This window comes from Phormidesmis sp. 146-12, assembly GCF_052939495.1.
Window position 1 is genome coordinate 42210 of sequence record NZ_JBJPHS010000010.1, and the last position, 14684, is coordinate 56893.

The following is a 14684-nucleotide window of genomic DNA, read 5'->3' on the forward strand; positions in this document are numbered from 1 at the left end:
ACGCTACCTCAAGCAGATACCTGAATTTTCTGGCTTCCTGCTAACCCAAACGCTGCATGAATCGCCCGAAGTGCCGTTACACCCTGATCTTCTGTGACGACACAACTGACTTTGATCTCTGAAGTGGCGATCATTTGAATGTTGATTTTGTGCTGGTAAAGGGCATCAAACATTTGAGCCGCGATTCCGGGTTGGCCGACCATGTTGGAGCCGACAATGCTGACTTTGGCGATCGCTGCGTCCACCACAATTTCGCCACACCCTAATTCAGAAGTCGCTTTCTCCAGCACCGTTCTGGCAGATTCTCCATCCATTTGAGCGACCGTGAAGGCAATGTCTCGCGTCCGGATGCCTTCGACGACTCGACAGCGCTGAGATTGGATAATCATGTCCACACTGATGTTGTTTTGCGCCAACAGTTGAAAGATTCTCGCGGCCATGCCAGGACGATCGGGCACATGTCTGACGGCAACTTGAGCCTGCTTGAGATCCAGAGCGACTCCTCGGACAGCGGTTTGAGGCTCAAGGGTTGAGGATTGGCTTTCCTGTCCAGTTTTGACGCTCGATTGGTGAATGTCGAAAGATTGGCAGAGGGTAGCGATCGCTCGGTCACAGTCGGCTTGCTCAATCACACAGCTAACTTTGACCTCGGAAGTCGAAATCATCTGAATGTTGACACCTGCCTCCGCCAGACTAGAAAACATTTGTGCGGCGATGCCAGGACGGCCAATCATACCAGCCCCGGCGATCGTCACTTTGGCAATCTTCTGCTCTACCAACACTTCGGGCGCTTTTTCTAAACTAGAAGGCTGTCCCGCTGTCAAGGTTGGAATGATCGCATTGGCAACCGCCTCGGCTCGATTCAGCGAATTTTTGACCACGGTGAACGCAATGTCGTTACTGTTGCCTTCGTGAATGGATTGGATGATCAGATCGACATCTAAACTTTGGGTGGCAATTTCACCAAACAGACGGGCCGCCACACCGGGACGATCGGGCACTCGCAGCAGGGCAACCTTCGCTTGGTCAGTGTCAAACTCAACAGCATCCACTGGACGGGCAATCTCTAACCCTTCAAGCGGACGTGGCTGAGGGGTGGGAGCCGTTACCCAGGTGCCGGGGTCATCTGTCCAACTCGATCGCACCACAAGCGGAACGCCATAGTTGCGAGCAATCTCGACAGCGCGGGGATGGAGAACTTTTGCGCCCAGACTGGCTAACTCCAACATCTCGTCACAGGTGATTTCGGTCATCAGTTGGGCATCTTCGACCAGACGCGGATCGGCGGTGAGAATGCCCGGAACATCGGTGTAGATTTCGCAAAAATCAGCTTTGAGGGCAGCGGCCAGGGCGACGGCTGAGGTATCTGACCCGCCTCTTCCAAGCGTTGTAATTTCTAAAATTTCTGCATTACTGATGCCCTGAAATCCAGCGACAACGACCACTTCTCCTTGAGTGAGATGATGTTGCAAGCGATCGGTTTCAATTTTGAGAATTCGCGCGCGGGTGTGAGCCGTTTCGGTAATAATCCCGACCTGTGCGCCTGTGAGTGAGACGGCGGGCTGTCCAGCCTCTTGAAGCGCCATACTGAGAAGGGCGATCGTCACCTGTTCGCCAGTAGACAGCAGCATATCCATCTCGCGCCGACTGGGATTTGCGGAAATTTCGTTGGCCAGTTTGACCAGCCCATCGGTCGTTTTACCCATCGCAGACACGACCACGACAACAGAATTTCCCGCCTGAACCGTTTTGATCACCCGTTGAGTCACGGCTCGAATGCGATCGACCGACCCAACCGACGTGCCCCCATATTTCTGAACAATTAGCGCCATGACTGATTCCCCGCCTTCAAGGAGTTGCCCTCGAAGATCCCATATTTAAGGTTTTGATTTTATCGCGCTTAAGACACGAATACATAGATAATACTGACCGACAGCCGTCTACGAAACTTGATTTAGAAAGTTTGCGGGTTTTGAGAAGTTTTTCTGAATAGGTCAGGGCGTGGTAAAACAAATCAACTCTAAATTGTGCGAACACAAAAGGAAATTGCCCGTGAAAAAGTCTATCTTGCTGGTGATGTTGGCTGCATTGGCGGTGGGGGCGATCGCCTGTAAAAAAGAGTCAGCCAGCAAGCCAGAAGCGGCTCCTGCTGTGAGTGCGGTTCCTCAAGGTGCAACGGCTAAAAAGTCAGCGCTGACTAAAGTGACCGTGACTGAGACAGAAATGGCAATCAAACTTTCACAGCCTACTGTCCCCGCTGGCCCAGTAGAGTTTGTGGTTAGCAACAAAGGCAAAATTCCCCATGAGTTTGTGTTGCTTAGAACAGATTTACCGTTGGATAAGCTACCCACAAAAATAGGTGGTGAACTCGACGAAAAAAATAAGAAGCTCAAAATGATTGCTGAAGTCGAGGAAGGTGACCTCAAAAAGGGAGCGACAAAGCCGCTTAAAGTCGTGCTAAGTAAGGGGCGCTATGTCGTGATCTGCAATGTTAACAATCACTTTGAGAAGGGGATGAAAGCCGCCCTTACGGTTCTATAACTCCAAGTAACCATGCAGAATGACCCTCTAGAGACCGTTCTTTGCAAATCGGGTTAGAGATCTCATTCTGCAACACTCGGCTAACCAGGGTAGTCACTCAATGGGAGAGCCACTCTAAGCAGCGATCGAGTCCCTGACTTCAGCAGTAACTTTCTCCACAGACTGCTGGGCCAGATATTCCTCAAGCTGGGCTTCGATTTGGGTTCGTACTTCCTGACGGTATTCAAGAAAATGTTCGTTGAGGGCGCAGACAGAGAGGTAGTGTTCGGCGACGCTGGGGTTGTGTTTGAGAATGCTGGCTAGATGGTGCCAAAATTTCCAGCGAGTTTCACGAAGTACGCCTTGCCGCCAGATGATGATCAAAAAAGCGCGAATCACTTTCCAGGTGACTTTTCTGAGTTTGGCTTTGTGTCTGGGTGCGCCTAGTTTGAGGAAATGGCGGTAGGTTCTATCCAGATAGTTAATCGGATCGTAGAGCGCCCAAAAGCCCTGAATATATTCGCGGGTGACTTCTTCGAGTGGGCGGGTGGGCACAAAATTCATCAGCGTGGTCTGGTTGATGTTGGCAGCGTCATCGTTTTCGATCAGACGGCCTTCTCGCTTGAGTCGGTGCCATAGAGCTGTGTCGGGCAACGCCTGCAACATGCTAAAAATCGCGATCGGAATCGTTGTCTGCTCCACAAATCGGACAATGCGATCGCCTGCTCCAGACTTTTCGCCGTCAAAGCCAATGATAAAGCCTGCCATGACTCGTAAGCCCGTTTTGGCGATCGCATCGACGGCATCGCTGAGAGAATCTCGCGTATTTTGGTGTTTGTTGGTCAGCGTCAGACTGGCTTCGTCGGGAGTCTCAATGCCCAAAAACACGCCGTTAAAGTTGCATTCGACCATCAGATCCATCAGTTCTTGATCTTTTGCCAGGTCAACCGATGCCTCGGTGCTGAGATGGAAGGGAAACTTGTGGTCTGCCATCCAGGTTTTGAGTTCTTTGAGCAAGAGTTTGACGTTGCGCTTGTTGCCGATGAAGTTGTCATCCACCATAAAAATGCTGCGTCGCCACCCTAGGTTGTAGAGATACTCCAGTTCGGCTAGTAGCTGTTCGGGGTTTTTGGTGCGAGGCTTGCGCCCATACAGCACGATGATGTCGCAAAATTCACACTGAAACGGGCAGCCTCTAGAAAACTGAACCGACATATTATCGTAAGCTTCCATATCGAGAAGCTCAAACCGGGGAATCGGCGTGATCGTAATATCAGGTCGATCGCCGTTGGGTGCCCGAATGATTCCCTGCGTTTCGCCTCGCTCGATCGCCTCCACAAAGAGCGGTAGCGTGATTTCTCCCTCGTCCAAAATCAGAAAGTCAACGCCCGCAGCTTGCGCTTCGTGGGGTAACGCCGTGGCATAAGGGCCACCTACAGCGATCGTTTTGCCGCGTCGTTTGGCTTCGCGAATCTGAGCTAGAAAATCTTCTTTTTGGACAATCATCGCCGACATGATCACCAGATCTGCCCAGTCCCAATCGGCATCGGTGAGCGTGCTGACGTTGCGATCGACCAGACGAAACTCCCAGTCTTGGGGCAAAATCGCAGCGACGGTAATCAGCCCCAAAGGAGGCAACATCGCTTTGCGGTCTAGGAGTTGTAGTGCTTTCTCAAACGACCAAAAACTTTGGGGAAAAATGGGATAAATCAGCAAAACTCGCATTTAGAAACCCTCACAGCACTGGCTTTACGTCAGGTGAATTTTCCAAGCTTATCGTGTTCTCCAAGTTGTGGATGATTTGTAATTGATATTTTGCAATTGGGGAAGGGACGCGGATTCAACAATGGATTGATGAGGGTTTTGATTCGCTACTTTCAGCAATTTTGGTTGCACAGAAATCTTGTCTAAAAGTCCCTCAAAATTGACAGATTGGGGGGCAGCAGCTTGATAACGAAGCAAAAAAATTCATCAAACAAACGCCAAGTCCCCCAGCCGTGACAGACTTTGAAACCAAACTTGGCTTAGAGTCTCCCATTGTGGGGGATTTAGAAAGTATTCCTGAATTAAGCGTGACGAAGAATTTGCTTTGGGCAGCCTTCCTAAAACTTCTCTTCTCCAGGTGGAGGTGCCCCGGCTCCAGGTGTCGTCAGGAACAGGTTTTTGGCGTTCTCACTTTGATAGAGACAGTCGATCTGAGGATTGCTTTCTAGCGTCCCAGTATAGCCAAACGTGTTCATTCTTTGGCGACACTCGCGAGACTGGTCGGCGGTGACGAGTTTGCGTTGTTCTAACACGGCCCAGTTGGCACTTCGCAAGACGCAGGCAGGTTTGGTGCTGGCTTGAGCGACGTAGACTTTAAAGGGATTGAGCGTCACAAAAAAGCGAGTTTCCATCGCGATCGCACTCGCCCCGTTTTGAATACAAATTTCAGGGTTGGGAGCCGACTGATCGATCTGAACGTTGGAGACGATCGCATTCGGACTCGAACTGACTGAGGAGCTAAACGCCACACCGACCCCAATTCCCAAAATAAAAATGCCTGCAATAATCGCCAGAGACGTGTAGTTAAACAACGAATTTCCCTTGCTCTTGGCTGGTTTTTCGGGAGTCATATAGTCGTCATCTCTGGGGCGATCGTAGTTAGAAGACAGGTTTCTGGGTCTGCGTTTCATAATGAGTTTGACAAATTGAGCGTCTCAAGAGCGGGTAACTCTAGTCTACTCTCAGTATATTCCGCCCATTCCCTAATCGGTGGTCAATTGAGAGCCGCAGTGGGCACAGAAGCGATCGCTGACTCCGACTCGTTCGCCACATTGAGAACAAAATCGCTTGGTAGAAGGGATCGTGGAGGAGTTGCCCATCTTCATCTGCATGTTGCCCATTCGCATTTCCATTGGCGAACTTTTCATCTGCATGTTGCCCATTTTCATCGGCTCCAGTGGCTTCATGAATTCCATTGGTTTGAATGGCGTTGAGTCTGAGGTTTGTTGAAGCGGCAACACGTCTGCATTGACCATTGACGGTAAGCCCTTGAGCAAGCTGATCGAATTGGACTGCAAGCTGATAAACGTGTGACCCTGAGCAGCTTCGATGCGCAAGATCAAGCCCGTCGCCGTCCGAAATAGTGTAGGCGGGAGTTGCCATTCGCCTGTTTGTACGCTGCTTTGCTGACTTTGCTGTTGTCCGGTGCTGCTGCTCGTGAGGGTGACGATCGTTTGTGTTCCTTGATTCTCAACCCGTAGCTGTTGTCCCGTTCCTAGGTCGCATAGGTAAGCCATCGTTTTGAAGTCTTTATTTTTAATGTCAATTCGACAACGGTTCTTTGCTTCGATATCAAGCTGCTGCCCCCCCATTTTGGGAGACTTTTAGACGAGATTCGCGGTTCAAAGTCTTTTATCGAATCCACGTATTTTTAGTCTAATCACTCTCGCTAACAGACGAAGGATCAATGGCTCAGAAGACAGTCGATCGCCACATTTCTTAAAGTGAATCTGTTGAAGTTCTTTCGCCCGGTCGTTCTCTCCGCCTGGTTCCAAAACGAATTCATGCCTCACAGCCTGATCGCTTTTCCGCGATCGGTAAACTTGACGGTCTTGATCTTCCATTGCTTGTTGTTGGTTAGAGTTCGGCGCAGGCTGCCAAAGAGGGCGAGTTGTTCGCAGTTAGATAGAGCGTTAAATCGGCGCTTTGAATTGGTCGGAAGGCGGAGATCGATCGTAGCCACACCCGACGCAACATTCACCCGATAACCTGCCAAACTAAAGTCGCCGCTGTCGGTATTTTCTAAAACTTTAGCGATCGCTTTCGTAATCGGTTGATCGGCTGGAACGTCAACTTTTTCTGATAGAAACCCTTTGCATTGATTGTCTAACTTGTAGACAGCGATCGAGATCGTTTTAGGAGTCTTTGCTTTCGATCGAGTGGCTTGGGCGTTCTGCTTTTGGGAGGCTACCTTAGCTGGAGACGGCGCAGGGGCTTTCTGAGAAGCCGCAGGTGAACCAGCCGCCGGATCAGAACTGGGGATCGCACTACTCAAACTCGTTGATTGGTTGCTACAACTGCCCAAAGAAAGAAAAAGCAGACACAAAAGTTTGGTTAAAATTCCTGTTTTCAATTTATTTACTAGGAGAGAGGGGAAATATTGCTGAGGAGGGTTCATGACTTTAGCGGCCCTTAACAAAAGTGAGATCTTTTTGGGAGAGTGTCTTGTTTAACATTGTGGAATTGCATCTTCAGGGTTAGCATAGACTTAGCAACATTCCGTAATGAGTGTTGATGTCGAATTTTGTGAACTTCATGGACAAAAGTCCATTACCCCACAGTATTAAGCTCCTCTAATCTGGGAAACCATCGGTCTTCCAGCGAGGGGGAGATCGAGGAGGTTTTATGCTCACCCAGGAAAGCCGGACTTCCCTGACAGAAATTGCTGATCTCAATCAGCTTAAGTATGAATTAAACGAAATGCCTGCGATCGACGTAGGCGACTATATCACCGAATTACCTCCCGAACGGCAGGCGATCGCGTTCCGATTGCTCAACAAAACCCAGGCAACGGACGTTTTTGAGTATCTGCCTCAAGAAGTCCAGGAAGAACTGATCGGGCTACTGCACGACGCTCAGATCTGTCACATTGTCGAATCGATGCGACCGGACGATCGCGCCGAGCTTTTTGACGAACTCCCCGCAGGCATCGCCAAACGACTCGTCCAACAACTCAGCCCCGAAGAGCGACAGGCTACGGCTACGATTCTCGGATACGCCGAGGGGACTGCGGGCCGCGTCATGACGACCGAGTATGTGCGACTGCGGCAGGGTTTGACGGTGGGCGAAGCGTTGAGCAAAATCCGGTTAGCTGACCGAGATAAGGAGACGGTCTATTACGCCTATGTGACGGACAACAACCGCAAACTCAAGCAGGTGGTTTCGCTGCGGCAGCTATTGTTCTCGATTCCCGATGCGCGGATTGAAGACATTGCCAGCGATCGTGTGATCAAAGCCAAGACCGACACGCCTCAAGAAGAAGTGGCTCAGTTGATGAAGCGCTACGACTTGATCGCGGTGCCCGTGGTCGATCGAGAAGATCGTCTAGTTGGCATCATCACCGTTGACGATGTGGTGGATATTCTCGAACAAGAAGCCACCGAAGATATTCAAAAACTCGCCGGGGTCAGCGGGGGCGATGAGTCGTCGCTCTCCAGTCCTTTACAAAAGCTCAAAAATCGTCTGCCCTGGCTGATGGGAATTATGGCGCTTTATATTGGGGCATCGAGCGCGATCGCACCCTTTCAAACCACAATTTCGGCGGTGCCTGTGTTGGCGGTGATCATGCCGCTGTTCTCAAATACGGGCGGGACAGTGGGCATTCAAGCGTTGACGGTGACGATCCGATCGCTCGGTGTCGGAGAAGTCACGTCTCAAGATACACTCAAGATTCTCAAAAAAGAATTGATGGCGGGATTGGGGACGGCGCTGGCGTTGGGCATGACGATGGTTTTACTCTCGCTAATCTGGACAAAACCGGAAGAACGCTGGGTGTCGATCGTGGCAGGTTCGGTAATGGCCACCAACTCGATCGTCGCTGTGACGTTGGGGACTCTATTGCCAATGGGTTTGAAGCGGTTGAAGCTCGATCCGGCGCTGGTCAGCGGGCCACTTGTGACGACCATGTTGGATACGATCGGCTTTATTCTATTCCTGTCTCTGATCACCTTCAGCCTCAACGTTCTACATTTGCCCGTTTGAGTTGTGGATGCGGTTTAACGGTTTGAAATGTCGATTTATAGATGAACCCGATCTATTCGTCGTCGAGAAAGTTGGGCAACTCTTCGAGAGAACATTGCAAAATGCGGCAGAGGGCTTGAGTTTGGCTAATAGTCAGTTTTGGCTCAAATCGTCCTGCTTCCCAGTTGCTTACAGTCTGATCGGTGACTCTAATCGCGTCAGCGACCTGTCTCTGAGTCAATCCAAGTTTCTTTCTGAGTGCCGCAAACTTTTCGCCTGACTTCATTAGTTCAGTTTTGCCACTCAGAGGTCTTCTAATTATTGGGATTTGTCCCCCCGTTAATCTAGGCTAGTTTCCGGGAGCTGTAAAAAATAGTTCCTCTGCTACGGAGTCGGATGGCAAGTTTAGAAGAAGACTTAAAGACTTACGCGGATGAGCTTTTTACTAAAAATGATTTGGAAGCTGGTTTAAAAATAGCCAGTGAACTTGCAGGTTTCGTAGGTACTGGGGGGCTTGGAGTGGCGGTTTGTTCAACCCTTGTACCCATCCTAGGAATACCAGTGACTATAACTTTAGCTCGAAAGCTCACATTTGAACTCGCTAAAAGATATGTGACGATGCCTACTGAAGAAAGGAAGCAAGTTAGAGCAGTGGTTAGGTGGATTAAAGGAGGATTCAGTTTGGCTGATCGTTTAATTGATGGTTGAATACTTGACAATTGGATGCCTTAATCGCTCCTCACTCCCACTCAATCTCTTCTAAGCGCACAACTCTTCCGGCTCTGGCACTCTCACGCGATGCCGCAATTCGTCGGAGAAACCGAGGGTCATTTTCTAGCTGGTAATCTTGCCAATCTTCCTCAGACTCAAAACCAACTAACATTCCGACGGGTTTGCCTTCGTGCATGATCAAAATTTCTTCGTTTTCAGCCTGTCTCAAATACTCTGAGAAGTTGCCTTGAACGTCAGATATTGTCACTTCTCTCATCCAATTCTCCTTGCGCTTGTAGCCATCTATCTGCTTCTGATTTTGGCACAATTGCCAGAACTTCAACGATGCCGTCGATCACGTCATAAAAGACTCTCAATTCATCCACTCGTAATCGGTACTGAGGCCTAATGAGTTCTCTAAGCCGTTTAATGCGACTCTTGCTAACTTTGGTTGGTTCATAGCGCAAGTGTGTTTCGAGTGCATTGCGGAGTGTAGAACGCTGATCGGCTCTGAGAGCTTGCAAGTCCTCTAATGCTTCGGCGGTTAAAACAATTTCGTAAAGCATCTAAATGTTTGGCAGATAAGCTGATACTTGGTGGTGCATCTCCACAGAAAAAGGGGCAGACGAGAAATCTACCCCACCCGAATTTTAGTGATTAAGCCAGCAGTTCTCCGGTTTCTTGCAGGGAGTGTAATCGTTGATAGATACCACCGTGCTGCAATAGCTGATCGTGACTGCCGATTTCGACAATGCTGCCTTTGTCTAAGACGATGATTTTGTCCGCTTCTCGAACGGTACTGAGACGGTGAGCAATGATAATCAAGGTGCGCGTACCGAGAATCGATCGCATCGCCAATTGAATCGATCGCTCCGACTCATAATCTAAACTAGAAGTCGCTTCGTCAAAAATCAGTACATCCGGGTCAACAATCAGCGCACGAGCAATGCCAATTCGCTGACGCTGACCCCCCGATAATCGCACACCCCGTTCACCCACGACGGTTGAATACTTTGCGGGTAGCTGCTGGATAAATTCGTCTGCCTGAGCAATGTGACAGGCTTCGCGTACCTGGCTCATCGTGGCTTTGGGGTTACCGTAGGTGAGATTGTCCAACAAGGTGCCGTTGAAAATATCTACCTCCTGGTGAACGATCGCTAACCGTTTTCGATAGCCTGTTACATCCAATCGGCGAATGTCTTGACCATCGATCAATACCGCTCCTTGATTGGGTTCAAAGTAGCGAAATAGCAGTTTGACCAACGTAGATTTACCAGAACCACTGCGACCGACGAGCGCGATCGTTTGATAAGGTTCGATGAGCAAATTTACATCTTTGAGAACGGGGCGATCGACACTATAACCAAACGTCAGATGAGAGAATTCGACCTTTCCGGTGAATTGGTAAGTCGGGACTGCTGCCGGATCTTCGGCCAGGCTGCTGGCATCGATACCGACGGGCGTTTGCATGAATTCGTGAAAGCGAGTCATCGGGGCGTAGCGGCGGGCAAACACTTCGGCAAGCTGGCTGATCGGCTCCACTTCGGCATACGCCATACTCGAAACCGTCAGCGTTGTAATGAAGTGACCCAGCGAAATTTTGCCTTGAACGGTGGCAAGCACTGTAATTGCCAGAACCAAAAAGACACAAGTTTGGACGATCGTGCGCTCAACCATGCCCAGTTTTACGTAGCCGAGGTGAATGCGATAATCCAGAACTTTGAACTCCCGATCGAGGCGTTGTTGTTGACGTTTTAACTCGGTGGTCTCGGTGGCGAAGGCTTTCACCGTTTTGATGTTGGTGATGATTTCAGACGTGCGGCTCTCGGTGTTTTCGATGTACTTATCGAGTTTTTCTTCCTGGTCTGACAGTTTTTTTAACCCCGAAAGGCTGTAGCAAAGAATGCCAATAAACGACATCAGCAACAGGAGCGCGATTCGCCATTCGATAAACCAGATCACGACAAAGATACCGATCACTCGAAAGAACTTGGGCAATAGCTGACTCGTGACTTCTGGATAAGTCCAGGTATGATTTGACAACCCTTTGGCCACTCTAGCGGCAATGCGACCGGAGTTGTTTTCGTCATAAAACTCGATCGGCAGCGTCAACACTTTTTTCAACGCTTTTTCAGCATGTTCTCGACGGGCCCGAAAGGCTGTATCCCAGGCAAACCAGGGGCCAAGCCAGGGCTGAATGGGCGCACGTCCTACTGAGACAAGACACACGAGAACAAGTAAAACCCCCAAAGCTAGATTTTTGTCTACAGGCAGGCTAGTAACTTGTGCTGTCCAGGCAACTAACCTTTGAACGGGACGATCGAGCGCCTGTCCCGAAAGCACATTGAGAATCTGACCGATCGCATAGGGAACAAACAGATCAATCACCTCAAACACGCTCATCATCGCAACACTAAACAGTGACACTCGCCAATAGTTGCGAAAGTAGTAGATGATTTCTAGAAACTTAGCCATAAAATCCCCCTGAGTGCGGCTGAGGTAGATGGGTTGTGTGACGTTTGGCAGACTGTCCCAACTACATATACTACACTATGCTACAAACAATTCCACAGAGGTTGAGTAAAATTGCCTCGATCAGGCAATCTGTCCGATCTCCTTTCACCGCTCAAAACAAAATCCTCATCCACATCATTCGTAGATACTACGTAGACTTGAATTTGAATTAGATTTTTGTTTTACGACTCAGTGCTTAATGGCTGTCGATCGCTAATCCAGGTCGATCGCTAATCCAGGGTTGAGCGGCTTCGATTTGGGCGGCGAGAGAGAGGAGTGTGAATTCATCCGCAGGACGGCCGACTAACTGAATGCCGATCGGGAGTCCATTTGGATCAAATCCCCCCGGCAGTGAGATCGCAGGTTGACCACTGACATTAAAAGCAGGGCAGGGCGCGATCCAGTGAATGATTTTCTCCAACGTTCTCAAAGGACTCAGCTTTGCCCACTCGCCCACTCGAATCGTAGGATGCATGTAGGTCGGCGAAAGCAAAATGTCGAAAGTATCCGTCAAAGCAACGACCTGACGCGCAAATTTTTGGAGCTTATGCAGCGATCGCACATACTGACTAGCCGGAGTAAATCGAGCCTTCCACCAGAGCCAGCGATTGACTTTCTCTAAAAAGAACGGCGGAATTCCTACATCAGTTTGGGTGCGCCAAATCACCGTGAAGGGATCTACTAAGTCGCCAAAATCAGGGGCGATCGGTTCGACTTCGTGACCCAGGTTCTCAAGCAATTGCGCCATTTTTTGCACGGCGGACTGACAGATCGGATCGGCCTCGCCTAAGGGTGAAATTGACGTAATGTATCCAATTCTCAATTTGCCAGGAGATTGCTGAGTCGCTGACAAAAACGAAGCATCAGGAGTGGGCAACCAGTAAGGATCGCCCGTCACATAGCCTGCGGTCACATCCAAAAACGCCGCCACATCTGCAACCGTCCGCCCGATCGTCCCATTCACCGCACAGCCGCCCATATGGTCGCCAACAGGCGCATTAGAGATTCGGCCTCGTGAAGGTTTGAGTCCGACTAGCCCACAGCAAGCCGCCGGGCCTCTCACCGATCCGCCCCCATCTGATCCTTGCGCGATCGCACACAACCCCGCTGCCACGGCCGCTGCCGATCCACCACTTGACCCGCCAGGTGTATAGTCCAGATTCCAGGGATTGCGAGCAGGCGGAAAGCCCGGAGGCTCTGTGTAAGGAAACGATCCCAACTGCGACGTGGTGGTTTTGCCCAAAATGATGAAGCCTGCCTGTTTGAGTTTTGTCACCACCCAATCATCGCGATCGGCAACACGCTTGCGAATTAGCTTTACTCCATAAGAACAAGGCACCTCTGCCACCGGATTGAGATCTTTGATGGCGATCGGGACACCAAAAAACGGCGGCAATTCTGCATCACTGACTAAATCGGTTAACTGCTCAGTTTTGGTTTTGGCTTCTTGTAGGGCGCGATCGTCCATCATCGTGCAGTAACTTCCTAACTGAGGATTAAGCTGCTGAATGCGTTGAAGATAAGTCTCAACCAAATCGACGGGTGAAACTTCTTTGCGGCGGATCAGTCGAGCCTGCTCTAATGCCGAAGTAAACGCTAAATCAACTGAATCCATGCCCACCCATTCCTTAAGCAACCTGTCGCCGATCGTACTCGCTGTTGACAACGCTGCTGCAAGTTTGCTGCCATTTATTGAAGCTCAGAGGCGGAAATCACCTGCTTGCAACCCTCTTGCCAAGACCATTTGTAAAGTAATCGTCAGAGTTGACCAGAAGTTCTTTGTTATTGGAAAAAACGTCCTTAAACCCTAACAAGTTTTGAGTCAGGGAATCAGCAATAGTACTGTTCGCAATAAAGAACATTTTGGTTTTGCGCCTCACTCTATGGGTATTCTGCACAATAAGCTTTTTAAAATTTTCAGAATTTGCCTTTCGACTAGTGCTTCTATGAAAGAACATGGCAAAATCTGAATTGCCCCATCAGGAGTGCGTTGATGACTTCGGATTCCGCTAACATCTTGCTCGTGGATGACCACCTCAATAGTCTGCAAGCGCTCAGTCTTCTCCTCACTCGTCAAGGCTACCGAATTCGTAAAGCCACCAGTGGGGCGATCGCCCTACAGACCATTAGAGTCGAGCTTCCAGACCTGATTTTGCTTGATATTCAGATGCCCCAGATGGATGGGTACGAAGTCTGTACAACCCTGAAGGCTGACCCGCTAACCTGCGACATTCCTGTAATTTTTTTGACGGCGCTCGATGATGTCGCTGACAAAGTAGCTGCTTTTAGCGCGGGTGGTGTGGACTATATCACCAAGCCGTTTCAAGCGTCAGAAGTGCTGGCACGCGTGCAAAATCAACTAATGATCCAGCAGCAAAGAAGACAATTGTTGGAGCAAAACCAGCGCTTGCAGCAAGAAATTCAAGAACGTCAGCGATTAGAATTGGCGCTGATTCAAGCTAATTCAGATTTGCAGCGGTTGGCGTTGGTCGATAGTTTGACTCAAGTGGCAAATCGACGCTGCTTTGACGAACATCTCAACCACGAATGGCAGCGATTGCTCAGAGAACAGGCTCCGTTGTCGCTGATTTTATGTGACGTTGATTATTTCAAACTGTTTAATGACCACTATGGGCACCTGGCGGGAGATGCGTGTCTTTATCATGTGGCTCAGACCATAAATCGAGTAATTCGTCGGCCTGCGGATGAGGTGGCGCGCTATGGGGGCGAAGAATTTGTCATTATCTTGCCCAATACCGACGTAGCGGGAGCCGTCTTTGTCGCAGAGCAGATTCAAGCGGCGATCGCTCAACTGGCCATTCCCCATGCAAAATCGTTAGTCAATCCCTGTGTAACTCTGAGCTTAGGCATCACCAGTATGATCCCGACCGCCGACAAGCTAACCCAGGATCTCATTGCTGCGGCCGATACTGCCCTCTACACCGCAAAATGTCAGGGACGCGATCGCTGGCGAGTCCAATGCAATCAAGCGCCTTCTCAAAACGACCCAAAGCCATGTTTTAAACGATCGCACATCTCCGTCTGACCCTTTTCGATCCAGTTGATGCTGGAATTCTATCTACGCGATGTGCAACTAATTCGCCATCCTCACGAAGTGGGGCAAAGCCCTCGCGACCCTTCTCCCCAGGGAGAAAGACTTTCAAGGATTGTCCGGTTCCCTCTCCTGGGGGAGAGGGCTAGGGTGAGGGCAGTAT

At 49.8% G+C, this 14684-nt stretch carries 14 protein-coding genes; 4 read left to right on the forward strand and 10 right to left on the reverse strand.

All coding sequences use genetic code 11. The annotated features are described in order from the left end of the window. Positions 1–8: 8 nt before the first annotated feature. Positions 9–1832: an aspartate kinase gene (locus ACKFKF_RS06755; RefSeq protein WP_446866979.1), complete on the reverse strand. Its 1824-nt coding sequence runs from the start codon at positions 1830–1832 to the stop codon at positions 9–11. A 220-nt stretch (positions 1833–2052) separates the two neighbouring features. Between ACKFKF_RS06755 and ACKFKF_RS06760 the strand changes: the two genes are divergently transcribed. Further along, positions 2053–2541, forward strand: a complete 489-nt coding sequence (locus tag ACKFKF_RS06760; protein WP_446866980.1) for a hypothetical protein — start codon at positions 2053–2055, stop codon at positions 2539–2541. A gap of 114 nt (positions 2542–2655) precedes the next feature. On the opposite strand, the gene ACKFKF_RS06765 is transcribed toward ACKFKF_RS06760, so the two are convergent. From ACKFKF_RS06765 to ACKFKF_RS06780, 4 genes are all read right to left on the reverse strand, one after another. After that, the gene (locus tag ACKFKF_RS06765; protein WP_446866981.1) at positions 2656–4245 is read right to left on the reverse strand and encodes a B12-binding domain-containing radical SAM protein; all 1590 of its coding nucleotides are present in this window, start codon (positions 4243–4245) and stop codon (positions 2656–2658) included. Positions 4246–4622: 377 nt separating this feature from the next. Beyond that, positions 4623–5195: a DUF3172 domain-containing protein gene (locus ACKFKF_RS06770; RefSeq protein WP_446860079.1), complete on the reverse strand. Its 573-nt coding sequence runs from the start codon at positions 5193–5195 to the stop codon at positions 4623–4625. Between the two features lie 72 nt (positions 5196–5267). Beyond that, complete coding sequence (locus ACKFKF_RS06775) at positions 5268–5801, reverse strand: zinc-ribbon domain-containing protein (protein ID WP_446866983.1); 534 nt, start codon at positions 5799–5801, stop codon at positions 5268–5270. A gap of 272 nt (positions 5802–6073) precedes the next feature. Next, positions 6074–6559 (reverse strand): hypothetical protein, encoded by a 486-nt coding sequence (locus tag ACKFKF_RS06780; RefSeq protein ID WP_446866984.1) that lies wholly within the window; start codon positions 6557–6559, stop codon positions 6074–6076. A gap of 350 nt (positions 6560–6909) precedes the next feature. Between ACKFKF_RS06780 and mgtE the strand changes: the two genes are divergently transcribed. Next, the gene (gene mgtE / locus ACKFKF_RS06785; protein ID WP_446866985.1) at positions 6910–8265 is read left to right on the forward strand and encodes a magnesium transporter; all 1356 of its coding nucleotides are present in this window, start codon (positions 6910–6912) and stop codon (positions 8263–8265) included. A gap of 52 nt (positions 8266–8317) precedes the next feature. Here mgtE and ACKFKF_RS06790 read toward each other — a convergent pair whose 3' ends face one another. Then, positions 8318–8530: a helix-turn-helix transcriptional regulator gene (locus tag ACKFKF_RS06790; RefSeq protein WP_446866986.1), complete on the reverse strand. Its 213-nt coding sequence runs from the start codon at positions 8528–8530 to the stop codon at positions 8318–8320. 110 nt (positions 8531–8640) lie between these two features. Between ACKFKF_RS06790 and ACKFKF_RS06795 the strand changes: the two genes are divergently transcribed. Next, positions 8641–8952, forward strand: a complete 312-nt coding sequence (locus ACKFKF_RS06795; protein ID WP_446866987.1) for a hypothetical protein — start codon at positions 8641–8643, stop codon at positions 8950–8952. A 31-nt stretch (positions 8953–8983) separates the two neighbouring features. Here ACKFKF_RS06795 and ACKFKF_RS06800 read toward each other — a convergent pair whose 3' ends face one another. The 4 genes from ACKFKF_RS06800 to ACKFKF_RS06815 all read right to left on the reverse strand — a co-directional run bounded on the left by ACKFKF_RS06800 (position 8984) and on the right by ACKFKF_RS06815 (position 13084). Next, positions 8984–9232, reverse strand: a complete 249-nt coding sequence (locus ACKFKF_RS06800) for a type II toxin-antitoxin system Phd/YefM family antitoxin (RefSeq protein ID WP_446866988.1) — start codon at positions 9230–9232, stop codon at positions 8984–8986. Further along, entirely contained in the window at positions 9210–9521 is a 312-nt protein-coding gene (locus tag ACKFKF_RS06805; RefSeq protein WP_446866989.1) for a type II toxin-antitoxin system RelE family toxin, read from the reverse strand. The genes ACKFKF_RS06800 and ACKFKF_RS06805 overlap by 23 nt, the downstream gene beginning before the upstream one ends. A 91-nt stretch (positions 9522–9612) precedes the next feature. Then, on the reverse strand, positions 9613–11430 hold the full coding sequence (locus ACKFKF_RS06810; protein WP_446860085.1) for an ABC transporter ATP-binding protein: 1818 nt from the start codon (positions 11428–11430) through the stop codon (positions 9613–9615). Positions 11431–11665: 235 nt separating this feature from the next. Next, positions 11666–13084, reverse strand: coding sequence for an amidase (locus ACKFKF_RS06815; protein ID WP_446866990.1), 1419 nt, complete (start codon positions 13082–13084; stop codon positions 11666–11668). 378 nt (positions 13085–13462) lie between these two features. Here ACKFKF_RS06815 and ACKFKF_RS06820 point away from each other — a divergent pair, with 378 nt between their 5' ends. Further along, entirely contained in the window at positions 13463–14515 is a 1053-nt protein-coding gene (locus tag ACKFKF_RS06820; protein WP_446866991.1) for a diguanylate cyclase domain-containing protein, read from the forward strand. Positions 14516–14684 lie beyond the last annotated feature (169 nt).